The 23,889-nt window shown below is 54.6% G+C and carries 21 protein-coding genes; 8 read left to right on the forward strand and 13 right to left on the reverse strand.

Annotated elements, in window-relative coordinates:
- Positions 1–91: 91 nt before the first annotated feature.
- The 6 genes from G506_RS0105005 to G506_RS0105030 form a co-directional block, all read right to left on the reverse strand.
- Positions 92–853, reverse strand: a complete 762-nt coding sequence (locus G506_RS0105005; protein ID WP_028115910.1) for an SDR family oxidoreductase — start codon at positions 851–853, stop codon at positions 92–94.
- Positions 853–1,749: a 3-hydroxyisobutyrate dehydrogenase gene (mmsB, locus tag G506_RS0105010; RefSeq protein WP_028115911.1), complete on the reverse strand. Its 897-nt coding sequence runs from the start codon at positions 1,747–1,749 to the stop codon at positions 853–855. The genes G506_RS0105005 and mmsB overlap by 1 nt, the downstream gene beginning before the upstream one ends.
- Complete coding sequence (locus G506_RS0105015; RefSeq protein WP_028115912.1) at positions 1,746–2,870, reverse strand: enoyl-CoA hydratase/isomerase family protein; 1,125 nt, start codon at positions 2,868–2,870, stop codon at positions 1,746–1,748. Before G506_RS0105015 ends, mmsB begins: the two co-directional genes overlap by 4 nt.
- Positions 2,867–4,024: an acyl-CoA dehydrogenase family protein gene (locus G506_RS0105020; RefSeq protein WP_028115913.1), complete on the reverse strand. Its 1,158-nt coding sequence runs from the start codon at positions 4,022–4,024 to the stop codon at positions 2,867–2,869. Before G506_RS0105020 ends, G506_RS0105015 begins: the two co-directional genes overlap by 4 nt.
- A gap of 27 nt (positions 4,025–4,051) precedes the next feature.
- Positions 4,052–5,545: a CoA-acylating methylmalonate-semialdehyde dehydrogenase gene (locus G506_RS0105025; RefSeq protein ID WP_028115914.1), complete on the reverse strand. Its 1,494-nt coding sequence runs from the start codon at positions 5,543–5,545 to the stop codon at positions 4,052–4,054.
- Positions 5,546–5,608: 63 nt separating this feature from the next.
- Positions 5,609–6,811 carry a thiolase family protein gene (locus tag G506_RS0105030; protein ID WP_051201908.1) on the reverse strand — a complete coding sequence of 401 codons (1,203 nt, stop codon included), beginning with the start codon at positions 6,809–6,811 and terminating at the stop codon, positions 5,609–5,611.
- A 598-nt stretch (positions 6,812–7,409) separates the two neighbouring features.
- Here G506_RS0105030 and G506_RS0105035 point away from each other — a divergent pair.
- Complete coding sequence (locus G506_RS0105035; RefSeq protein ID WP_028115916.1) at positions 7,410–9,881, forward strand: TonB-dependent receptor plug domain-containing protein; 2,472 nt, start codon at positions 7,410–7,412, stop codon at positions 9,879–9,881.
- 73 nt (positions 9,882–9,954) lie between these two features.
- On the opposite strand, the gene metA is transcribed toward G506_RS0105035, so the two are convergent.
- Complete coding sequence (metA, locus tag G506_RS0105040) at positions 9,955–10,875, reverse strand: homoserine O-acetyltransferase MetA (protein ID WP_028115917.1); 921 nt, start codon at positions 10,873–10,875, stop codon at positions 9,955–9,957.
- Positions 10,876–11,017: 142 nt separating this feature from the next.
- Here metA and G506_RS0105045 point away from each other — a divergent pair, with 142 nt between their 5' ends.
- From G506_RS0105045 to G506_RS0105060, 4 genes are all read left to right on the forward strand, one after another.
- Positions 11,018–11,737, forward strand: coding sequence for an SDR family NAD(P)-dependent oxidoreductase (locus tag G506_RS0105045; protein ID WP_028115918.1), 720 nt, complete (start codon positions 11,018–11,020; stop codon positions 11,735–11,737).
- A 274-nt stretch (positions 11,738–12,011) separates the two neighbouring features.
- Positions 12,012–12,680 carry a hypothetical protein gene (locus G506_RS18865; protein WP_051201909.1) on the forward strand — a complete coding sequence of 223 codons (669 nt, stop codon included), beginning with the start codon at positions 12,012–12,014 and terminating at the stop codon, positions 12,678–12,680.
- A gap of 86 nt (positions 12,681–12,766) precedes the next feature.
- A complete protein-coding gene (ygfZ, locus tag G506_RS18870) occupies positions 12,767–13,645 on the forward strand; it encodes a CAF17-like 4Fe-4S cluster assembly/insertion protein YgfZ (RefSeq protein WP_051201910.1) in 879 nt (292 codons plus the stop codon).
- A gap of 122 nt (positions 13,646–13,767) precedes the next feature.
- Positions 13,768–13,962, forward strand: a complete 195-nt coding sequence (locus G506_RS0105060; protein WP_028115919.1) for a DUF4250 family protein — start codon at positions 13,768–13,770, stop codon at positions 13,960–13,962.
- Between the two features lie 258 nt (positions 13,963–14,220).
- Here G506_RS0105060 and G506_RS0105070 read toward each other — a convergent pair whose 3' ends face one another.
- The 5 genes from G506_RS0105070 to G506_RS21015 form a co-directional block, all read right to left on the reverse strand.
- Positions 14,221–14,997, reverse strand: a complete 777-nt coding sequence (locus G506_RS0105070) for a ferredoxin--NADP reductase (RefSeq protein ID WP_051201911.1) — start codon at positions 14,995–14,997, stop codon at positions 14,221–14,223.
- Positions 14,998–15,145: 148 nt separating this feature from the next.
- The gene (locus tag G506_RS0105075; protein ID WP_028115921.1) at positions 15,146–16,420 is read right to left on the reverse strand and encodes a dicarboxylate/amino acid:cation symporter; all 1,275 of its coding nucleotides are present in this window, start codon (positions 16,418–16,420) and stop codon (positions 15,146–15,148) included.
- A gap of 301 nt (positions 16,421–16,721) precedes the next feature.
- Positions 16,722–17,594, reverse strand: coding sequence for a mechanosensitive ion channel family protein (locus G506_RS0105080; protein ID WP_051201912.1), 873 nt, complete (start codon positions 17,592–17,594; stop codon positions 16,722–16,724).
- 99 nt (positions 17,595–17,693) lie between these two features.
- Entirely contained in the window at positions 17,694–18,740 is a 1,047-nt protein-coding gene (locus tag G506_RS0105085) for a hypothetical protein (RefSeq protein ID WP_156904800.1), read from the reverse strand.
- The gene (locus tag G506_RS21015; RefSeq protein ID WP_028115924.1) at positions 18,682–18,867 is read right to left on the reverse strand and encodes a hypothetical protein; all 186 of its coding nucleotides are present in this window, start codon (positions 18,865–18,867) and stop codon (positions 18,682–18,684) included. The genes G506_RS0105085 and G506_RS21015 overlap by 59 nt, the downstream gene beginning before the upstream one ends.
- A gap of 371 nt (positions 18,868–19,238) precedes the next feature.
- Here G506_RS21015 and G506_RS18875 point away from each other — a divergent pair, with 371 nt between their 5' ends.
- The 3 genes from G506_RS18875 to G506_RS0105105 all read left to right on the forward strand — a co-directional run bounded on the left by G506_RS18875 (position 19,239) and on the right by G506_RS0105105 (position 22,396).
- Positions 19,239–20,222, forward strand: coding sequence for a phospholipase A (locus G506_RS18875; protein WP_051201913.1), 984 nt, complete (start codon positions 19,239–19,241; stop codon positions 20,220–20,222).
- Between the two features lie 278 nt (positions 20,223–20,500).
- Positions 20,501–22,027 carry a flavocytochrome c gene (locus tag G506_RS0105100; RefSeq protein WP_028115925.1) on the forward strand — a complete coding sequence of 509 codons (1,527 nt, stop codon included), beginning with the start codon at positions 20,501–20,503 and terminating at the stop codon, positions 22,025–22,027.
- 3 nt (positions 22,028–22,030) lie between these two features.
- On the forward strand, positions 22,031–22,396 hold the full coding sequence (locus tag G506_RS0105105) for a cytochrome c3 family protein (RefSeq protein ID WP_028115926.1): 366 nt from the start codon (positions 22,031–22,033) through the stop codon (positions 22,394–22,396).
- 117 nt (positions 22,397–22,513) lie between these two features.
- Here the strand turns inward: G506_RS0105105 and G506_RS0105110 are convergent, their stop codons facing one another.
- Positions 22,514–23,464: a LysR family transcriptional regulator gene (locus G506_RS0105110; protein WP_028115927.1), complete on the reverse strand. Its 951-nt coding sequence runs from the start codon at positions 23,462–23,464 to the stop codon at positions 22,514–22,516.
- Between the last annotated feature and the right edge of the window lie 425 nt (positions 23,465–23,889).

The following is a 23,889-nucleotide window of genomic DNA, read 5'->3' on the forward strand; positions in this document are numbered from 1 at the left end:
AAAGCTCATCGCCTCATTACTCATGAGACGATGAGCTTTAGTACCAGACCGATGGTAGCGCTCAGGTCATAGCCAATGGCTATCGACCAGCTTAGAAGTTGATGCCGCCGTCCAGTTCCAACACTCGACCATTAAAATAGTCGGACTCAATAATGAACTGCACCGCCGCGGCGATCTCATCCGGCTCGCCAACACGGCCGACGGGGATAGCTTGCTCTAAGCGCGCCTTGGCTTCGGGCTTCATCGCCGCCACCATCTCGGTGTTGATCACCCCAGGGGCGATCGAGGCGGCGCGAATGCCGTGGCGAGCCAACTCTTTGGCCCAACCGTTAGACAGTGCCACCACCGCCGCCTTCGAGGCAGAGTAGTTGCTTTGGCCAATGTTACCGGCGCGCGCCACCGAGGAGATATTGATGATCACCCCGCCTTCGCCCGCCAGTGCCATCTGCGCCGCCGCTTCCCGACCACACAGGAAAGTGCCATCTAAGTTCACCGCTAGCACCTGCCGGAACTGCGCCAAGCTCATCTTATCCAGCAGCTGGCCATTTTTGGCTTTTATCAGCATGCCATCGCGCAGTAGCCCAGCGTTATTGACTAGCACCGACAGCGGCCCCTGACGGTTGCCAATATCGCTAAACAGCTGCTCGACTTGCGCTTCGTCGCTGATGTCACAGGCGTAAGCTTGAGCAGCGATCCCCAAGCTGCTCAGCTCGGTAACTGCCGCGTCCAGCGCCTGTTGATTGATGTCAATCAGCGCCAACTCGGCGCCCAACTGCCCCAGCCGCTTGGCCATCGCCATCCCTAAGCCACCGGCCGCGCCGGTGATTGCAATCCGTTTGCCTGCAACGTTCATTAGCGTTCCTGCTGTTGTTGAAATTGTTGGAAGATGGAGGAGAAGTCCAACTTGCCATGACCTTGACGAGCGTGCTGCCGATACAGTGCGGTAGTCAGTGCCCCCAGCGGCGTACTGGAATTACTTTGCGCCGCCGCCATCATCGCCAGCCCCAGATCTTTGGCCATCAGATCCACCATAAAGCCGCCTTGGTAATCGTTGCTGGCTGGGGTTTGTGGCATCACTCCTGGGCAGGGGTTGTACTTTTCTAAGGTCCAGTTGCCGCCGGAGGAGACCTTCATGATCTCCGACAACACTCCGGCATCAAGGCCGTGATCTCGACCTAACTGCAACGCTTCACTGGTGCCGACCATCAACACTGACAACAGCATGTTATTGCAGATCTTGGCCACCTGACCAGCGCCATGGCCACCGGCATGAAAGATGTTGGCGCCCATCTGCTCCAGCACCGGCTTGGCAGCTGCAAAGCCTGCATCGGTGCCGCCACAGATAAAGGTTAAGGTACCGGCGGCGGCCCCAGCGGTGCCACCAGATACCGGCGCATCGACAAACTCCAGGCCCTTGGCCGCCGCCGCATTGGCCACGGTGGTAGCGCTGTCGGCATCGATGGTGGAGCAATCGATCAGCAAGGTGTCGGCGGCCACTTTATTAATAAAACCGTCGTCGCCGAGGTAGAGTTGGCGCACGTGCTTGCCCGCGGGCAACATGGTGATCACCACGTCTGCTCCAGCAACCACACCACAGCCACTGCTGGCGGCAATGGCGCCCTGCTCGGTCAGCTCGGCCACCGCCTGAGGGTTGAGATCAAACACCCGTACGGTGCGGCCGGCTTTCACTAAGTTGGCGGCCATCGGCCCGCCCATGTTGCCTAGGCCAATAAACGCGATGGTAGTCATAACGCACTCTCCTTCAATCCCTGCAATGGATGCTGTGGCCACGGACTTTCGGTTAACTGCTCAATAAAGCCTGCTGGCACTTGCTCGATACCGCTAAATTGCCACTTGGGGCTGCGATCTTTATCAATCAACAAGGCTCGGACCCCCTCAACAAAATCCCCCAGCTGGGCACAACGTACTGCCCAGATAAGTTCTTGTTGGAACACCTGTTCTAGGCTCCACTCTCGACCCAATGCCAGTTGCTGCCACAGCAGACACGCGGTGATCGGACTGCCCGCTTGGGCGGTGTTTATCGCCCGCTGTAGCCACTGCTCGTCACTGTGGGTATGGCCAAGACGAGTCATCACCTCAGTCAGCTCACCGGCCATCAGTTCATCGATCAACGGCTGATTGATCGCCAAAATGCTCGGTGGCATCGCCTCGGCGGCGCGCTCACTGAAACACAGCAAGCGCTCGGTCAGCTGCTGCTTATCGGCGGCTTTATCCTGCTGCCACGGCAGCTGGGTCAGCACTTCCAGCACCGCCGCTTTATCGGCGCTGGCCAACAGATGATCGCCAAGACCCACGTAACAGGCATCCGCCCCATTCATGTTGTAAGCGGTTAAGCCTAAGAAGCGGCCGCAATGACCCGGCATCCGATTTAAGAAATAGCTGCCGCCCACATCGGGAAACAGACCAATGCTGATCTCCGGCATCGCGATCCGCGAGGTTTCGGTGACCAAGCGAAAATCGGCACCGGCCATCAACCCCAAACCGCCGCCCATAACGATGCCACTGCCCCACACCAGCAGCGGCTTGGGATAGCGGTGCAATTGATAATCCAGCTGGTACTCTTGGGTGAAAAAGTCAGTCACTTGCTGATCCAATTCACCGGCATGGCTACGCTGACTGTCGTAGATGGCGCGAATATCGCCGCCAGCGCAAAACGCCTTTTCGCCCGCCCCTTGCAGCCACACCGCCACAATCTGCGGATCCGCCGCCCAGTGCGCCAACTGTTCACTGAGACTTTGCACCATCGCCAGCGACAAGGCGTTAAGGGAACGTTCGCTGTTTAAGGTGGCGATACCAATCTGATGGCCCGACTCGGTATCGAGTCGTTGGAACATTACCGGGGCACTCATAGGATCTCTCCGGCGGACTCATCCAACAAACGTCGCGCGATGATCAGCCGCATGATCTCGTTGGTGCCCTCTAAGATCTGATGCACCCGAACATCACGAACGTGGCGCTCTAGCGGATACTCTTTGATGTAACCGTAACCGCCATGCAGTTGCAGCGCTTCGTTACAGACTTGGAAGCCAACGTCAGTGGCAAAGCGTTTGGCCATCGCACAGTAAGCGCTGGCTTCCGGATCGCCGCTATCAAGCTTAAACGCCGCCAAGCGCACCATCTGCCGCGCCGCCACCAGTTCAGTGGCCATGTCTGCCAGCTTAAACTGCAGCGCTTGGAATGCCGCTAACGGCTTACCAAACTGGCTGCGCTCCTGCATATATTGTTGGGCGCGCTCCAACGCCGCTTGGGCGGTGCCCAAGGAACAGGCGGCAATGTTGATGCGACCACCGTCTAAGCCCTTCATGGCAAAGGTAAAACCTTCGCCCTCTTGCCCCAGCAAGTTCACAGCGGGCACTCGGACGTTGTCGAACGACACCAAGCGGGTCGGCTGAGCGTTCCAGCCCATCTTCTCTTCCGCTTTGCCGTATTCGATGCCAGCACTGTCAGCAGGCACAGCAAACGCCGAGATCCCTTTCGGACCGGCTTCACCAGTACGCGCCATCACCACCAACATTTCGGTGCTGCCCGCGCCGGAGATAAACATCTTTGAGCCACTAATCAGGTAATCATCGCCATCACGCACCGCTTTAGTTTTCAAGCTGGCGGCATCGGAGCCACTGCCCGGCTCAGTCAAACAATAGGATGCCAGTTTCTGGCCGGTGGTTAGGGCTTCGCACCACTCATATTTAAGCGTGTCAGTGCCCCATGTGGCAATCATCCATGTCGCCATATTATGAATCGTCATCATCGCCGTGGTGGCGGTACAGCCTTTGGCGAGCGCCTCAAAAATCAGCAGGCTGTCGAGTCGCGACAGGCCTAAGCCACCGGCCTCTTCTGGGCTGTATAGGCTACAAAAACCCAGCTCACCGGCGCGCTGGATCACCGCTTTCGGGAAGTGATGATTGGCGTCCCATTCACCGGCATGAGGGGCCAGTTCCGCCTCAGCAAACTGGCTGGCCATCTCCACGAACGCCCGTTGATCTTCAGTAAGATTAAAATCCATAACTCATTCCTTTGATGCTCGGCATCACTACTTCAGGGCAATAGTCAGGTTCTGACCGGCGACAATGCCAGACTCAGGCCAACGGGCGGTCACGGTTTTGGTTTCGGTGTAGAAGCGCACCGCTTGCTTGCCGTAGGCGTGCAGATCGCCATAGAAGCTGTTCTTCCAACCGGTGAACGAGAAAAACGGCAGCGGCACTGGGATCGAGATGTTGATCCCCACTTGCCCCACTTCCACTTCGTGCTGATATTTGCGCGCGGCCGCGCCCGAGTTGGTAAAGATGCTGGTACCGTTGCCGTATGGGTTGGCGTTTACCAGAGCCAAGGCATCTTCTAATGAATCGACGGCGCTACAACACAACACCGGCCCGAAGATCTCCTCTTGGTAGATGCGCATTTGCGGAGTGACATCGCTGAATACGGTGGGGCCAACCCAGTTGCCGCTTTCAAAACCGGCGACGGTGCAATCAGAGCCATCCACCAAGCAAGTGGCACCTTGATCTTTGCCCGACTGGATCAACTCCAGCACCCGCGCTTTGGCTTGCGGGTTGATAAGTGGGCCATAGCCGGCCTCTTTATCGTCCCAGACGCCGGGGCGAACTTTGGCGATCGCCGCCGCCACTTCTGGGATCCACTGCTGCGATTCACCAACGAATACCGCCACCGAAATCGCCATACAGCGCTGGCCAGCAGCACCAACCGACGCGCCAACCAACTGGTTGATCACCGTTTGTTTATCGGCATCCGGCATCACCACCATGTGGTTTTTAGCACCAGCAAAGGCTTGCACCCGCTTCATGTTGTCGGTGCCAGTTTTGTAGATGTACTGCCCCACTGGCACCGAACCCACAAATGAGATCGCTTTGGTGTCGGGGTGGTGCAACAGCTGATCCACCACGGTCTTATCGCCGTGCAGTACCGCCAGCAGCCCTCTCGGCGCACCCGCTTGTTCAAACAGTTCGGCCAAGCGCATTGGCGTCATCGGATCTTGCTCAGAAGGCTTAAGCACAAAGCCATTACCGCAGGCGATCGCCAGCGGGAACATCCACAGTGGGATCATCGCCGGAAAGTTAAAGGGGGTAATGCCGACGCAAACCCCGAGCGGCTGGATGTAGCTGTAACCGTCGATGCCACGGGCGATGTTTTCTACGGTTTCGCCCATCATGTTGGAGGCGATGTTGCAGGCCTGCTCAACCACTTCAATACCACGCCAGACATCGCCCTTAGCGTCTTCAAAGGTTTTACCGGTCTCTTGCGACAAGATGGTGGCGATCTCATCGTGATGCTCTTTAAGCAGATGCTGATAGCGCAGCATCACTCGGGCGCGCTCTGATACCGCCACCTCTTTCCAGCTTTGCTGCGCCAGCTTGGCCGCCGCTACCGCTTGATTCACCTCTTGCTCGGTGGCGCTATTAAGCACCGCAATGACCTGATTATTAGCCGGATTGGTTACCTCAATCTGCAGGCTCCCAGCACCATCACAGTACTCGCCACCAATTAGGTGCTTAACTTGTTGAATCATGTTTCTTCTCCCCAGAAAACCAAACGCCGCCAGCAACAAAGTTACTGGCGGCGTGTTACTCCATTAAACTAATTCAATTGCGACCGCGGTGGCCTCACCGCCGCCGATGCACAAACTGGCAACCCCGCGCTTAAGATTGCGCTGTTTCAGTGCATGCAACAGCGTCACTAGGATGCGACTGCCACTGCAACCAATCGGGTGTCCCAAAGCACAAGCGCCGCCATGGACATTCACCTTGGCCGCATCCAAACCAAGCTCTTGAATGGCCAGCATGGTCACCATCGCAAAGGCTTCATTAAGCTCATACAAGTCGACCTCGCCTGCGCTCCACCCTAGCTGATTAAGCAGCTTATTAACCGCACCGACCGGCGCAATGGTGAACTCCGCCGGCAACTGAGCGTGACTGGCATGGCCAGCAATTTTAGCCAATACCGGCATGTTATTGGCTTGCGCATAACTTTCCGAGGTGATCACCAGTGCGGCAGCACCATCGCTGATAGAGCTAGAGTTCGCGGCAGTGATGGTGCCCTCTTTGGCAAAGGCAGGACGCAGTTGCGGGATTTTATCGGGACGGGCATTACCCGGCTGTTCATCAACGGCAACGGTCACTTCGCCTTTGCGCGTGTTGATGGTGACCGGCACAATTTCATCGGCAAACGCACCACTTTCAATCGCTGCATTGGCACGGCGTAGCGATTCCAGCGCATAGTCATCCATCTGCTCACGGGTTAGGCCGTATTCGTCAGCGGTTTTCTGGGCAAAGGTGCCCATCGCCCCGCCGCTGTAAGCGTCTTCAAGGCCATCCAAAAACATGTGATCCAGCACCTTGCCATGACCCATGCGCATACCGCCGCGAGCTTTATCCAATAGATAAGGAGCACCACTCATGCTCTCCATACCGCCGGCAACGACCACATTGGCCATCTGCGCTTTAATCATATCGTGGGCCATCATCACGGTTTTCATGCCAGAGCCACAGACCTTGTTAATCGTGGTAGCACCTACCGCCAATGGCAGTTCTGCCCCCAATGCCGCCTGACGGGCCGGCGCTTGCCCCAAACCCGCAGGCAACACGCAGCCCATTAAGACTTCATTGACTTGTTCTGGATCGATATTGGCACGCTCTAGCGCGGCCTTGATGGCGGTCGCCCCAAGAGTAGGGGTCGGCACTTGACTAAGGGAGCCTTGAAAGCCACCCATTGGGGTGCGGGCAACGGCGGCGATAACCACGGATCCGGTGGGGTTCGACGATGGATTATTTGACATAGCTACTCTCCGATGTAACTGCAATGTTGCCAAGCTAATACAAAGATTACGCTTACGGCAACGTAAACCTCTCACTTGCGCGCCAGACCAACTGTAAAGCTAACGTGCATAGCAAGTGCGACTGGTAACAACATCAATGCTGTCACCGAATGGGTTAAGCCGCGCAATCATCAACCAGCAAAATGACGTACTGATGATTGCAACTGCTCCTATCGACCTTAGCAGTCAGATCCTCTAGCTATAACCAATGGCTATTAAGTCAAATAGATCAACCTCGTACTTATGACTAACCCGAACAATGTCGGGCACCAACAATCAGGCCATTTGCTCAAGAAATCCCAGCAAAACCAACACAAACACCAAAGCTAATTGGATAAAAAATCAGAAACACCGCCAATCCCTCCATCCAAAGGGCACAGCGCAAAGCAATAGCTATTCAACAGTTGTGAATAAACACCCAATTGAAACCACCATCAGGATGTTAGGGGATTGTTACTGCGAGTTTTTTAGGGCAAGTTCAAACACTAGCGAGAGTGGTTGTCGCTAATTTCCAGCCGTAAACAGAATAAAAAGTGAAGCGACCGATAGGGAGAATAGGATGAGCTTACACAAACCTTCGCTGCTGGCTTTGGCGATCACCGCCGCCATCAGTGGCACCGGCTCCAGTTACGCCGCCGAACAGGACGCCGCAGCCGAAAATGTTGAACGAATTGCGGTTACCGGTAGCCGCGTCGCCCCCCGCAGCGTCGATGACTCACCGGTTCCCATCGACATCATCGATGCCTCAGAGTTTGAACGTCAAGGCGCTACCGATATGGACAGCATGCTCTCCAAAGTCGTGCCATCCTACAATGTCAACGATCAGCCTATTTCTGACGCCGCCACGCTGGTTCGCCCGGCCAACTTGCGCGGTCTGTCTCCTGATTCCACCTTGATTCTGGTTAACGGCAAGCGTCGTCACCGCGCCGCGGTCATTACCTTTTTAGGCGGTGGTATTTCTGACGGTTCGCAAGCCCCGGATGTCTCAACCATTCCGACGATTGCGCTGGATAGCGTTGAAGTGCTGCGTGATGGTGCAGCGGCGATCTATGGCTCCGATGCCATCGCAGGGGTCATCAACTTTAAGCTTAAAGACGATGCCGAAGGCGGCAGCCTGCAAGCCCGCTATGGCCAATACTATGAAGGCGACGGCGACACCATCACGGTTGCCGGTAACATCGGCTTGCCACTGTCAGAAAACGGTTTTATCAACTTCAGCGGCGAATACCGCACGGTTGATCCCACCAGTCGCAGTGTCCAGCGTGATGACGCCGCCGGCCTGATTGCCGCAGGCAACACTGCGGTGGCCAATCCAGCACAGATTTGGGGTAGCCCAGAGGTCGAGGACGATTACAAATTCTTCGTCAACGCCGGTCTGCAGCTGAACGATACCGACGAAGCCTACCTGTTCGGCAGTTATGCCGAGCGCACCGCCATCGGTGGTTTTTACTTCCGTAATCCAGAAACCCGAAGCGGCGTATTTGCCGATGCCGATGGCAATCCACTGATTGCTGATCTGACCGACGACATGAGCGGCAACTGCGATGGCTTGACCCGAGAGCAAGCGATGGCTAGCGCCACCTGTTTTGTGTTTAACGAACTGTTCCCAGGCGGCTTTACCCCAAGCTTTGGCGGCGATGTATTGGATCTGTCGTTGTACGCCGGTGTCCGCGGCGAATTCAACAATGGCCTGAACTACGACTTCAGCATGGGCCTTGGCCGTAACGAGGTCGAGTTCTTCATCAATAACACCGTCAATGCCTCGCTGGGGCCAGATACCCCAACCAGCTTCCGCCCGGGTAAATACGTGCAGATTGAACAAGGTTACAACGCTGACTTCGGTTACGCATTTGATAGCTTTGATCTGGCCTTTGGTGCCGAATACCGCAACGAGACCTTTGAAGTTTATGCCGGCGATCCAGCCTCATTCGAAATTGGCCCGCTCGCGGCGCAAGGCTTTGGTACCGGCTCGAACGGCTTCCCGGGTTTTCAGCCAGAAGCCCAGGGCAGCGAAAGCCGCGGCAACTACGCGCTGTATGCTCAGGTAGGTAGCGATCTGACCGACGATCTATTTATGGATGCCGCGGTACGATTCGAAGACTATGAGACCTTTGGTACCACCACCAACTTCAAAGTATCTGGGATCTATGAGCTAACCGACAACCTCGGTCTGCGCGCGGCGGTTAACACCGGCTTCCGTGCCCCAACCGTCGGCCAAGAGAGCGTGCGTAACGTCACCACCCAGTTCTCGGCGACCGGCCTGCAAGATCAAGCGACCCTGCCACCAACTAACCCTATCGCAGTACAAACCGGCGGTAAGCCATTGGAGCCAGAAGAGTCAGTCAGCTACAGCTTTGGCGTAGTGGCCAACTTTGGTGACATCGATCTGACCGTCGATTACTACAACATCGCCATCGATGATCGCATCAGCCAGACTTCACCGATTGAACTGACCGACGCCGATATTCAGGAGCTGCTTGATAACGGCTATGCCGATGCCGCCAGCTTTACTTCGGTGCGCTATTTCACCAACGATTTTGATACCACCACCCAAGGTATCGATGTGGTTGCCAGCTACCCAATGACCACTGACTTTGGTGACATTAAGTTCTCTCTGGCTTACGGCTGGAACGAGACCGAGGTCGACAGCTTCAACCCCGACAACATCAGCGAAACTAAGGTGCGTCTGCTGGAGGAAAACCTGCCGCATCACAAAGGCAGCCTGAGCTTTGAACACAGCTTAGGGGCTTTCGATAACCTGCTGCGGGTTAACTATTTTGGCAGTTACTACGAGGATCACATCGACTCGGAAGTCTTCCCAATCGAGGGCAGCGCCGCGTGGACGGTTGATGCTGAGATCAGCTACAGCATCACCGATACTGTGGTTGCCAGCGTCGGCGCACAAAACCTGCTGGATGAGCGCCCAGATGACAACCCCTACGCTGGCGTTGCTGGCTCTGAGTACCCAACCACCGCCCCAATCGGCATTAACGGTGGTCTGTACTACGTGCGTTTGGCCTACAACTTCTAAACCAAACAAGTCAGCACAACCAATAACGGCTGCCCGAGGCAGCCGTTTTTCTTTGCCCAAACATCAACACGCCCTAGCAATTAAGCGCTTTGAGATCGTATGGGGTCGCTTGATAGACATAATAGTTAAGCCAGTTACTGAGTAGCAGCGCCCCATGGGCATGCCAGTTGGCCAACGGCTGGGCGGTATCGTCATCATTAGGAAAATAGTTTTGCGGCAAGGCTGGGTTTAAGCCGGCGGCCAAATCGCGGCGATATTCATCCTGCAAGGTGGTGCGGGTGTATTCCGGGTGACCGGTAACAAACAGATTACGATTGTCGTTCGAGAGCACCAGATAAGCACCCGCTTCATTGGCATGAGCCAACACCTGCAACTCTGGGTGGGCATACAGCCAGTCCAGCGGTACTTGGGCATACCGCGAGTGAGGCACCCAAAAGTTGTCATCAAAACCGCGCAGCAACGGCACATGCTGATGCACCCGCTGATGCTGAAATACGCCTGAAATCTTGTCCGACCGCAACTGCCGTTTGATCTGATAGAGGTGATACAGCGCCGCGTGCGCCGCCCAGCATAAGAACAACACCGAGGTGGCGTGCTGTTGCGACCAATCGATTATGGTGCGGATCTCATCCCAATAAACCACCTCCTCAAACTCCAACTCGCCCAGCGGCGCCCCGGTAATGATCAAACCGTCATAGTTGCGATCTTTGACCTCTTCAAAATCACGATAAAACGCGTCCATATGATCACAAGGAGTATGTTTGGATGGGCGATGATGGATCCGCAGCAGTTCGACATCCACCTGCAGCGGCGTGTTACCAAGCAGCCGCAGCAGTTGGGTTTCGGTTTCAATCTTGTTCGGCATCAAGTTGAGGATCAGCAATTTAAGTGGCCGAATGTCCTGTTCGGCGGCGCGCTGCTCTGACATAACAAAAATGTTCTCCGCCCGTAACAGGGTCGAAGCCGGTAACTCATCGGGTACTCGAACTGGCATTGCGGCACTCCGTGCTTAAAAGGTAAGCATCACTTATATCAGGCCATCTAGACGTCCACAACCATCGAACCACTTATCACGTTGTAATGGCGCAGGCTTGCTTCTACTATCGCAGTACTCCCTGTTGAAAAAGCTTCATTTTATGTCCGAACTGAGTGCCATCATCGTTGGCGCCAACTCTGCCCTATCCCAGCAACTGGCTACCCGCCTGCATCAGCAAGGCGCCAAACTGGGTCTAATGGCCGCCGATCCGGCGGCGCTAACCGAATTGCAACAGCAAACCGGAGCCATAATCGTGGGATTGAACATCACCGATCCCAAACAGTGCCAACAAAGCTTTAACGAGCTGTGGCAGCAGTTGGATGGCGCCACCTTGGTGCTGATCAACACCGCCGCCAACGGCTTGGATCTGGAACTGCCGTGGCAGCTAGACCAGCAAATTATCGACGTTAACGTACAAGGCTTCGCCGCCATCGCTAACGCCGCTTTTAAAAAAATGGTTGAGCAGAAGTTTGGTCAAATTGGCGCCTTTACCTCGATTGCCGGTGAACGAGGTGGCCCGCAAACTGCTTTTCACGCCAGTAAAGCGTTTCAGCAAAATTACCTGCAAGGGCTGCGACTGCACGCCCAGCGGTTGCGATTGCCGATCACCATCACCGATCTGCGCCTAGGCTTTTTAGAGAAGATGCAAGGACGCGGCGGCGGCCTGTGGGCAGCACCGTTAGATAAGATCAGCAAACAATCGCTCAAGGCATTGCAGCGCGGTCGCCATACGGTCTATGTCACCGGCCGCTGGCGCTTAGCCGCATGGATAAGCCGAGTATTGCCAGAGTACATCTATAATCGCCGCCGCTATAAGTAGGGCGTGTAGGCCTTTGCCGTATATTTTTGCGCCCATTATTGGCTACTTTTGAAAGCAAATTGAACTTGCCCGGTTTGTTTTGCTGTTCCATGGTCATTGAGGGGCGCCTTGCAGGGTCGGACTAGCAACTGTCACTCTTCGTCATACGATTTCGACGTAGAGCCACTATGTCTTCAATCGCAATCCTCGATTGACAGCCGCTATCCTCGACCAAATTCTGCACACCAAAGGTCAACACGCCCTAGCCAAGGACCTTAGCCGAGGATCATAGCCAATGAGTCGTGAGGATCTGATAAAGCTGATGGCCGAACACTTGCAGCAGCAACTGCAAGGCAGCCACGACGATCCTCTGTTAGCGCCGCAGTTGGCAGCGGCGTTTTACGATGCCATGCTCGATTGGCAAGCCCCGCAACTGCCAGCAGACAGCCAAGTCGGCGCCATCATCGCTTGCGCCTTTGGCTATCAGCGCCAGCCCAACGGCAACATCACCGCGGGCGCGATGAATCAGCAACTGGCGCAATTGGTGATCCAACTGCAGCGACAGCATCAATGCCCCGCCTATCTGCAATGGGAGATTGCCGAGGCGCTCGCCGATGGCATCGACCAAGGGCAAGTGATATCGATTAACCCCGATATCCACCCACAAAATGCCACCGTGAACTATTTGAGCACTCAAGGGGTGATCGATAAGGTCGCGCAGCAAGTGCCTGATCCCAGCACCCTTGGCAAAGTGCTGGTGGTGGCATGGCGCCACCACATCACCCGCTGCGTCCAAGTTGCTCGCGATGCCGGCTTTGATGCCTATGCGCCGACGCTGTCGTTATTGCCCTATGATTACGATCCCTGCTCTGGCCAGATCTGGACCCGCAATCCACGCGACTATTTGCTGCACGATGTGTTGGTGCGTCTGAAAAAAGTTCAAGCCCGTCTACCGGGGCGTTAAAACTGCCAAGATGGTCACAGTGACTGTTGTCGGCGCAACTTATGATTTACCCTAATTCCCGAGTTAATTAGTCAAGAATGGTGCCCATGAGCCAACTGTTTCCCCTGCCAAGCCTTGGCGTGATCCGCGCCAGCGGTGCTGATCGCATCAGCTATCTGCAAGGTCAGCTAACCAGCGACATCGTTAAACAGCCAGAAAATCACTGGAACTTTAGCGGTCACTGCGATCCTAAAGGCAAGATGATTGCCGCGTTTCGACTGCTAAAACAGGCCGAGCAACTGTTGCTGTTGATGCCCAAATCACTGCTGGAGCTGGATCTGCCAGCGTTAAGCAAATACGCGGTTTTCAACAAAATCGATCTGGTTGATGCCTCAGCCGAACTGCAACTGTTTGGCTTGACTGATAACGCCGCCATTGCCGATTGGCCTGGTGACGACAACCTCAAACAACAGGATCAGGCGTTGGCGCTTATCGACGGTGACCGTGCCATTATCGTGCTCCCACAAGGTGCCGAGTTGCCAGCCTCGCTGGCGGCACTGGCTCAAGGTGACGAACAACAGTTTATCGCCTCTGAACTGGCGGCGGCGCGCCCATGGTTTGAAGCCGAGCACAGCAGCGAACTGGTACCGCAGATGGTCAACCTTGATGCCATTGGTGGCATCGCCTACAACAAAGGCTGTTACATTGGCCAAGAAACTGTTGCCCGAATGTACTTCCGTGGCGGCAACAAGCGGGCGTTGTACACCCTGGCTACCAGCGTTGATGCAGATGGTGACGATCTGCAACTGAAGCTGGGTGACAACTGGCGCCGTGCCGGCACCATTATCGCTAAAGCCAGCGATGGCGAACGCCTGCTATTGACCGCGGTGATGACCAAAGAGTTGCCAGAAGCGCCAGAATTTATGCTGGGTGAACACACGGCGGAGCTGCTAGAGCGCCCTTACCCGCTGATGGAAAAGCAGTAACCGCTTTTGCCGGTTAACAAAGTAACGGTTTACCACCAACTGCTGTGCAAACGACAAAGACCCGCTTCAGCGGGTCTTTTGCTAGCTATTCTTGCTAGTGGGAAGGTAACTGAGTCACCGCGATGAATATCTTAGATGCCAATAAACTGCAGCCAGCCATTTTAGTGGGGATCATCAACGAGCGACTGCGTCACGATGGTCACAACTTAGCGGATCTCGCCGCCGAATTAGAGCTAAACAGCCTTGAGCTAGAGCAGCGCTTAGCCGACGCCGGATTTCACTATCAAAGCAGCAACCAGCAGTTTGTGCGGAAATAGCGGTTAGCAGTTAGCAGTTGGCAGTTGGCAGTTGGCAGTTGGCAGTTGGCAGTTGGCAGTTGGCAGTTGGCAGTTGGCAGTTGGCAGTTGGCAGTTGGCAGTTGGCAGTTGGCATGTTGCTTCCAGGTTTCCGAGATCTGCAAGCTATTGCTCTTGCCTTTACTAACAACTAACGACTGCTCTAGCCCTACTAACAACTAATAACTAACGACTGCTCCAGCCCTACTAACAACTGATAACTAACGACTGCTCTAACCCTTACCAATACTTTTCAACAGTGATTTGCCCGGGGGTCCGACGCAGGTTTTTGCGCAGCCCCATCTCTTCCAACACCTCGACGGTATCGCGGATCATCTCAGGGTTGCCGCAGATCATGGTTTGACTGCGAGCCGGCGCTATTGGCACATCCGCACGCTGTTGAATTACGCCAGACTTCAACAGTTCTGGGATCCGCCCTTTCAACGCGTTTGGGTCGTCATCGCGACTGACAATTGGCACAAAGCGTAATTGCTGTGGGTGTTTTGCCAGCAGTGCTTCAATCAATGGCAGATAAGCGAGATCGTCGCTATGGCGCACCGCGTAGACCAACACAAAGGTTTCGTAGCGCTCCCAGCAATCTTCACTTTGCAAAATCGACAGGAATGGCCCCACTGCGGTGCCGGTGGCAAACATCCATAGCTCTCGCCCGGCGGGCACCTCATCTAGGGTTAAAAATCCGTTAGGGCGGGTTGCCACCATCACTTCATCACCGGGGCTTAAATCTTGCAGACGCGGCGACAACTCGCCCTCTTCAACCGTCACCGCCAAAAACTCAAGGGTGTCCTGCTCTGGTGGATTAACAAATGAGTAGGCCCGTTGCACCCGCTCGCCCTGTTGTTCCAGTGCCAACTTGCCAAATTGACCGGCGACAAAAGGATCGGTATCAGCACTGACTTTTAGGCTAAATAACCGCGGATTCCAATCAATCCGCTCAACCACTTTGCCCTGTACCCAACCGCGACTTGTTTGTGGACTTGCGTCGTTTGTCGTTGCCATTTTCGCTACTCCCTTGGAAACCACCAGTCTTCTAAGCGTAGTCCAATATCACTGCCTAAGTTATTAAATTAATGGATTTTTATTTTTGTATAACAAACAAAAAACCTCGCCGAAGCGAGGTTTGATAAAGGTTAACCAAAGCGCAGGTTCAGCGGGTTTCGACCGCAACGCCGGTATCCGCAGCCTCGGCGGTCGCAACCGCTGGCTCGGTGCGATCGACCAAGGTCACCACCGCGGTATCGCCAACCACGTTAGCCGCGGTCACAAACATATCGATAATCCGGTCGACGGCAATCACCAGCGCAAAAGCGGTTTCCACCGGTAAACCCATCTGGTGGATCAGTACCCCAATAACAACCGCACCGCCGCCCGGTACCCCACCGGCGCCAACTGACAGCATAAACACAATGGCAATCAGTGCTGGCAGCTGTTCGGTGGTGATTGGTGTACCAAACGCATTAGCCAAGAAGAAGGCGGCGATGGTGACGTAAATGGATACCCCACACATATTCATGGTCGCCCCCAGTGGTACCCCAAAGCCGGCGGTCGCAGGATTAACCCCCAACTTATCGGTCAAGGTACGCAGAGTCACTGGAATGGTGGCGTTGGAGCTGGCACATGAGAAGGCAAACAGCATCTGCTCGCGAGTCTTTTCACGGAACTGTTTAGCGCTAATGTCGGTAAACAGGCCGATCAACACCGGGTAAACCACCACCATCCACACTACCAGCAGCACCACAATCAGACTGATGTAACCCAACACCGCTGAGAACGTGGTGGCATCCAAGGTGGCGCCCAATTTAACCATCAGCGCAAACACCCCGATTGGTGCAGCACGCATCACTAGCGTGATCAGCGCCATCATAATGGTGTTGGCTTTGGCAAACGCCCGACCGACACCATCCATCTGGCTGCCCAGCTTTTTGATGATGAAACCCAGCAGCAGCGCCATAAAGATGATCTGCAGCATATCGCCGTCAGCAAATGCCTGCACTGGATTGCGAGGGATGATATTGGCCACCAACTCGCCAAAATTTGGCAGTTCAGTGCGTTCGATGGCGGTCGCCGCTAGTTGCGGCAGATTGGCTCCTACCCCCGGCTGGACAATCAGCGCCACCACCATCGCTACAGTGATGGCGAACAGGGTATTAGCGATATACAGTGCAAAAGTTTTTCCGCCCAAGCGGCCAAACGCTTTGGCGCTTGGCAGTTGGGTCATACCAGCGACAATCGAACAGAACACCAATGGCACAACCAACAACATGATCAGATTAACGAACATGCTGCCCACGGTACTGGCAATGGCGACCCCAGTGGTTGCCAAGGCACCACCATCGGCGATGCCGCCACGCATTAAAAAGCCAAGCAGCAAGCCGGCAAACAAACCGACGAAGATCTGAGTGGAGAGAGAGTATTTAGACATAGACCATGGGCCATCAGCGGAAACTGCGGCTCAGTCTACTGCCATGAATTTATTGATGAAAGTGGCCGAAAAATTGACCGTCGTGTGACATCCGCTGGCTCGCGCAAAAATCACCTTGGAATTTCACGCTAAAAAACACAATCAAACAGCACAAAATATCAATTTGCACACAAAAATATCCATAAAATACCACTTGTGACACAACTCACAAGCCTGAAAGTTGCCGAGTATTCGCCCTGCGAAACCACAAAAAAGGCGCCCTGGTGCAAACCAGCGGCGCCCTATTTGAACGGTTTAACGCTTACTGCTGCGGGTAAGCGTCACCGTAGATCTGCATAAAGTCTGCGCGGATCAGTTGTTCCAGATGGTTGGCTTGTTCGGTTGGGCAGAACAACATCACGTGCAAGATCTGCTCACCTGTATCGCGACTGCTGATGTGAATGTGCGGATCTGGGCCGGGTAGGTCAACCCCTGCGTGTTTCTCAATAACGCCGTTATAGCGGCGAGCGACCTCGATAAAGTCTTCACAGTGACCGTCGATACGTTGCCGAAGTTCCGGTAACAGTGGGTAAAGGTTGTTGAACTTAGCGACCACAATAAAGAAATCGTGGTAAACATAGCGCTTCATAAAATTAAGGTTTTTCACCGGATAGGTGAAAAACAAACTGTTGGGCAAGGTGATGGTCTTACCGGTGAAATGGTATTGACCATGGTGCAGATCGATCTCTTGCACCACTGTTGCCATCAGCGTGTGCTCTAGCACTTCACCGCAGTTATGGCCAACCTCAATCCAATCACCAATCCGAAAAGAACGCGAACTGGCCCGTTGAATCGAGCCGGTAAAACAGAGGATGATCTCCTTCGAGGCCACCACCAGTGCCACCGCGACCGCCGCGACCGACAACGCAAATTCGCTGATTTCAGATTTCCATAACAGGAAGATGCTCAGTGCCACCAAGGTAAAACTGACGTTCTTGGTGCGCGAGATCCAATTGCGCTGATCCTCTGACAGGAACATCGCATCGCCACGGATCCGCGACAGGATCACTTTGCGCGCCATCAACGCTACGCCGATCAGCAGCACGCTGAGTAACAATTTATGCTCGAATAACAACTGCCACCCGTGCAGCAATGCTTGTTTCCAGCCCACGCTTCCCCATTCAAACTCAATCATCGATTAGCACACTGCCTTATTCATCTCAAAGCGCTCTCGCGTTCGCCTTGGCCTAGATTACCGAAAAACGCCACCACAACAGGTCAAGCCAGCCCGCCGTTAACGGACACTGCCTGCAACCACCCCGGTCGCGGATACGGGTACTGCCTTAACGGTCACTTGGGCGGCGGCTGCCGTTGCTTGAGCATGCTGGTTTACCAGCAGCTTTAGCTGTTCAGTCACCGTTAGTTGCTGCTGCGAGGTTTGCGCCAGTTGGCCAGCCAACTGGGTCAGCAGTTGTTCAATGCTTAACAGGTACCCCTCTAACTGCCGTTCATCCGCTTGTTGCAGCTGCTGCACCGTGGCCCCAATCTGCTTGGTATGATTAGCCTCTACCGTGACCTGCTGAACCAGCAATTTAATGCTATCAATCTGCCGTGGCTGCTGTTCGATAAGCTGCTCTAAGGCAAACAGGCGTGCTTGAGCAACGGCGAAGGACAGCGGCGCTGCATCATCAATATCAATCTCTTCCAGATCATACACCGCCGCCTGTTGCGGGCGCAGGTACAACAGCCGCACGGTATCGGTTTCCAGTCGCACTTGCTGTGGTAACAGCTCTGTCATCTGCCGTTGCGCCCGTTCGCTGCGGTCATCGGCAATCAGCGCCACCAACCGCCGCAGTTCACGCTCAAGCGCTTGGTATTCATCGGGATAGTGTTCTGGGGTTGCCAACGATTGCAACACCTCGCGATTGGCGAACGCCGGTGCCAATAACTGCACACTGTCATGGCGAACTTGTTCTGCCTTATCCAAGGCCAGTTCAGCATCACTAAGCCCATCCAGACAGGCCTGATAGCGACTGCGGCGACTAAAAACGCCAATGCTTTGGTGCAGTTGGGTCGGATCTGCGGCGATTTTGGCAAAGTGTTTACCAGCCTCCGCCAGCGCGTCCGTTGCCTGCTCAAGCTGCTTTGGGGCAAACCACGCCAGTTCGCTCTGCTGCAAACGCTGCTGCGCTTGTTGTTGACGCTGCGCCAGTTGCGTAACCAAGGCTTGCAACGGCTCGGCGGCAGTAACAGTGGGCAGTTCGGTGACATTGGTGGTGCTGCTACACCCGGCCATCACCAAACCACAGAGCATCAGCCCCACTGCCATTACTTGCTTCATTTACTGCCACCATGTCATCAACGTTGATCTTGTGGCAGTGTATTTGGGCGTTGTCGTAGCGACAATCGTTATTCAGTAATTTAGCGGCTGCAAAATTGGCAAACATCAGTTGCTTGACCAAGATCACAAGCCAAAATCCTATGATCACTCTAAAGTCACGATCAACCCGCCAATATCGGCAAGCGAGCCGCTATGCTTGGCGCTGCAACTGTTAGGGCGTGTTGATGTTTGGTGTTCAGAATTTGGTCGAGGATAGCGGCTGTCAATCGAGGATTGCGATTGAAGTCCCTCTCCTCTGAAATCAAAATCAGGGCTCTACGTCGAAATCGTATGACGAAGAGTGACAGCTGCTAGTCCGCCCCTGCAAGGCGCCCCTCCGTGGCCACGGATCAGCAAAACAAACCAGCAAAGTTCAATTTGCTTTCAAAAGTAGCCAATAATGGGCGCAAAAATATACGGCAAAGGTCAACACGCCCTAGTAATGGAGTACCCCAGACGATGAGTTCGCTGCTACTGCTCACTGCCAGCATCAACATGGCCTGTATCGAACAGCAACTGCTGCATGGCGATCAAAGTCAGACTCTGGCCGAGTTAAAACAGCGCTGTCAGTCGCTCACTGAGCAACCGCTTGAACGGCAACCGGTCGCCGTCAGCGCCGCGCAAGAGATTGACCGCCGCCGCGCCGCCGAAAAACAGATCGACAACAATCGCTTCGGCTTAAGCGCCTACCACAACAACTATGTGCTGCTGGCCAGTTACAACAACAACCCCAACCAAGCGACCTGGGAATATGGTCCCGAGGGGATCCAACCCTGGGAGGTAAAAGCCCAATTTAGCTTTAAGGTACCAATTACCCCCGACTGGTTTGGCGATGACAGCGGCTTATACATCGCTTACACCAACCAAAGTTGGTGGCAAGCCTATAACGGTAAGGTTTCGGCGCCGTTTCGCGACACCAACCACATGCCTGAATTGGTGTGGATCCACAAACTGAATGACTATCAATTTGGCGACTGGCAATGGGATCTGTTGTCGCTGTCGCTCAATCATCAATCCAACGGCCGCAGCGGCGAGGCCTCTCGCAGTTGGAATCGGCTGATTGCCACTAGCGCCTTTAGTTACAACCGCTGGGTGCTCGGCGGCCGCGCTTGGTATCGGTTACCCGAGGACGCCAAAATTGACGATGGTGATCCTAACACCCCGCCACCGGCTGAGGGCGATGACAATCCAGATATCACCGACTTTATGGGCTATGGCGAGTTATTTGCGATCTACAACCGTGATGACCACAACTTCAGCCTGCGCACTCGTGGCAACCTGCGCGAGCACCAAGGGGGATTAGAACTTGGCTGGTCATTTCCACTCACCGGTAAACTGCGCGGGCATGTTCAAGGTTACTGGGGCTATGGTGAAAACCTGTTGGACTACAACCACCGCTCTGAACGGATCTCTTTTGGGGTTGAATTAACGCCATTGTTATAGCCCCGCTGATCCTTGTTGAGTGTTTTTGCATAGCGCTAAAAAAAGAATATTTTTGAGTTAGATGCGGGCTTGCTAACGGCACGTTTAGCGCTAATGCCAAGCAACTGGTGATTTACCCCACAGTTTTGCCGGTTTCAAAAAAACTTTACTGCGCTTAAGTCACCCACGCCTAGGCCGAACGTGACTGAAACAACAATCTTCTTTTGCACGCCCGCCACAACAGCACAGTTTGGAATTGATTACTTTAGCCCTGCACCTATTACAGCAGGGTATAGATCATGACCACTCGTAGAGACTTCATCAAAAAGATGGGCGTCGGCGTTGCCGGCACCATGGCATTGCCAGTAATGGCGGCCGAAACTCAAGCCGATCCAAACACTTGGGACGAAACCGTAGACTTAATCATCATCGGTTCTGGCTTCGCTGGCCAATCCGCGGCGATTAACGCCAAGCGCGCCGGCATCAACAAAGTTGTCGTACTGGACAAAATGCAGGTTATCGGTGGCAACTCCGCCATCAACGGCGGCTGGTTTGCGGTTCCACGCAACCCAATCCAGCTGGCCCAAGGCATCAACGACGACAGCCCAGAAGTACTGGTAGCGGATCAGATCGCTGCCGGTCGTGGCCTAGCCAACCCAGCCCTGCTGCAAAAGATTGCTGATCACGCGCTGGACTCCTACCAGCTGTGTGTCGATTCTGGGGTTAAATTCCGTGAAGGCTTCAACCAACTGGTTGGTGGCCACACCAAAGCCCGCGCTATCCGCGTAGTGGAAGGCACCGGCGGCGGCATCACCCAGCGTCTGTACGAAGTGGGCATGAAAGAGGGCGTTGAATACCGCCTGCAGCACAAAGTCGAAGACTTTGTCATGACCACCACCGACAAAGGCAGCAAGATCGAAGGCGTTATCGTTAAGAAAGGCTACCGCTTCCCGAACGAAAAAACCGGTCACATTGTGCGCATCAAAGCGACCCACGGTGTGGTGATCTGCTCCGGCGGCTTTGCTCGCAACAAAGAGCTGTGTGCCATCGTTGATCCAGCACTGGATCCAACCTTCGATTGCACCAACCAGTTGGGCGCCACCGGTGAGGTGACCCTGACTGCAATGAACAACGGCGCCATGCCAGTACACATGAACCTGATCCAATCCGGTCACTGGGGCTCCCCAGATGAAGGCGGCTTTGGCTGGTCGAACGCCCTGCTGTCCATCGGCTGGCACAAAGGCATCGGCGTTTCGGTAAACACCGGTAAGCGCATCATGAACGAACGTGCTGACCGTTTGACCTGTGCTACCGCGATGGCCAAAGAGCGTCACGAAGACAACTCTCCGGCGTACCCAGTGGTGTTCTTCAACTACAACCCATACAAAGACGACGAGCGCGTAGTGCGTTCAGTACGTGACGAGATGGCATGGACCTTCAACTCGCTGGATGAGTTGGCCGCCCGCTTCAACATCCCAGCGGCCGAATTGAAAGCCACCGTAGAACGCTTTAACGGCTTCGTTAAAACCCAGAAAGATCCAGAATTTGGTCGTGAAATGGACTCTGCTGAGATCCTTAAGCCACCGTTCGTTGCCTCGCGGATCTGGCCAAAAGTGCACTACTGCATGGGCGGTCTGAAAACCGATAACGACGCTCGCGTACTGAGCTCCAAAGACTTCCAGCCAATCGCTAACCTGTACGCCACCGGCGAAGCCGCAGGCGGTGTTCACGGCTCGACCCGTCTGAGCTCTTGCGCTTGCTTGGAAGGCCTGGCGATGGGCTTCGTACTGGCAAAAACTCTGACCACTGACATCAAAGGAGCCTAAACCATGAAAAAATTAACTCTATTGGCTGCTTCTTTGCTGTTGGCAATGACCGCCCACGCCGGTGAAATCGTTAAGCAGGAAGGCGGCATGAAAGGCCGTAGCCAGCACGCTTTTATCTACCAAGATGATTGCCAAAGCTGCCACGACAAGAGGCCTCGCAAGTACATGGACGATAAGGCCTGTCGCGATTGTCACGGCGACATGAAGGATATCGAGATCCCGAAAGAGCGCCTGAAGTTTGAGCACGCGGATCCGCACCAGAGCCCACACTACGGTGAAGGCGCGTCCTGTATCGCTTGTCACAGCGAGCACAAGACCTCGGCTCCAGCCTGTGAAGAGTGTCACCGCGCGTGGTTTGACGAACGTTAATCGTCTCAGCCACGTCACGACAATCACTCAGTCATCATCAACCTAGCCTGTCGTGATTGGCTAAAAATGAAAGTGCCCCAAGTTCTCGCTTGGGGCATTTTTGCTTCTAAAGATGCACTACAGCAGCGCGCTGGCGCTGGCAACAATCCGCTGGGCTTTACGCTGCATCGCTTCAATCACATATTGGGCCGCCGCAGGTTGGGTGCGCCCCTTCAGTGACACCATGCCAAAATTGGCTTCGATAGGCTCAAGATCGGTCACCTTCAAAATGCCGAGCTTGCCCTCATTGAGTGCGTCATAGACGCTCGAGAGTGGCGTTAGTGCGATCAACTGGCTATCAAACAGCGCCGGCTTTACGGTAACGAACTGGTCAAAACGGATCAGCCGCCGCCCAGAGACCATGCTACCTAAGGTTAGCCCCGGAATATGATGCTCAAGAAACTGATCTGGCATGGTTCGCGGCAGTGCCAACGGGTATTGCTGTAAGTCGTGAAATTTCAGCTCAGCCCGCGCCAGTAACGGATGCTGCGGGTTACAGCACAACAACACCGGTTGCGCTGCTAACCGAGTAACTTGCAGATCTTGGCGTTGTATCAGCCCGGTACCGACCACCTCATCGACCATAAAATTCAGTTCACCAGACAGCAGTCGCCGCAGCGAACGCTGCCAATTGTCGATTCTAAGTTCGAGATTCAAGGTCGGATGGCGCCGAGTCAGTTCGCCAATCACAGGTCCCATTAAGGTTTGCGCCGGAATGGCACTGGCACCAATTGCCAACTCACTCCAATCGCCACTGTGCATCAACTCTAACTCCATCCCCAGTTGCCGCACATCGCGCAAGATCCGCTCACCGTGGCGCAATACCGACTCGCCATAGGGGGTCAGACTGACCGCCCCTTGCTGGCGGTCCAGTAACGGCGCTTCTAACAGTTCCTCCATCCGCTGAATGCTGCGGCTCAAACTGGGCTGACTCAAATGCAACGCCTCCGCAGCGGCGCTAAAACTGCCTTTACGGCACAGCATCTGAAAGTGGCGCAGGTGCCGAAGTTCCATGGTGTTGGTGCGCATAACATTTCCTTTGCAGCGAATAAATACGACGCCATAGATAGCCAAATTGCATTCAACCCAACGCCTTTATGAGTACGTTACCGATCAACCAAGTTCGCTGCAAACCTCCACGTTTCAGCCAAAGCTGTGGTTTATCAACAGCAAACCAGCAGGTGATGTCACGACAACTGACAACACTGGTAAGCCAAAGGGAAAAATCAGCCGGCAACAGAGGCATAAGCCAGTCATGCTTTTTATGCATACACAGTCGGCAAAGTTTGCATTGGAACGTATTAAAAAGATGACGCAACATCAGCCAAGGGCCGTGATTCTGTACGCCGAACACAGCAAAGCACCGCTTTGGCCAGCACGCCCCCATCCCGCAGTTGCCTCTTTGGGGTAGGGAAACCGCCACTTTCGGACCAAGGACCGCCCCATTTGGGGCT

This window comes from Ferrimonas senticii DSM 18821 (assembly GCF_000422665.1).
Taxonomy (GTDB): Bacteria; Pseudomonadota; Gammaproteobacteria; order Enterobacterales; family Shewanellaceae; genus Ferrimonas; species Ferrimonas senticii.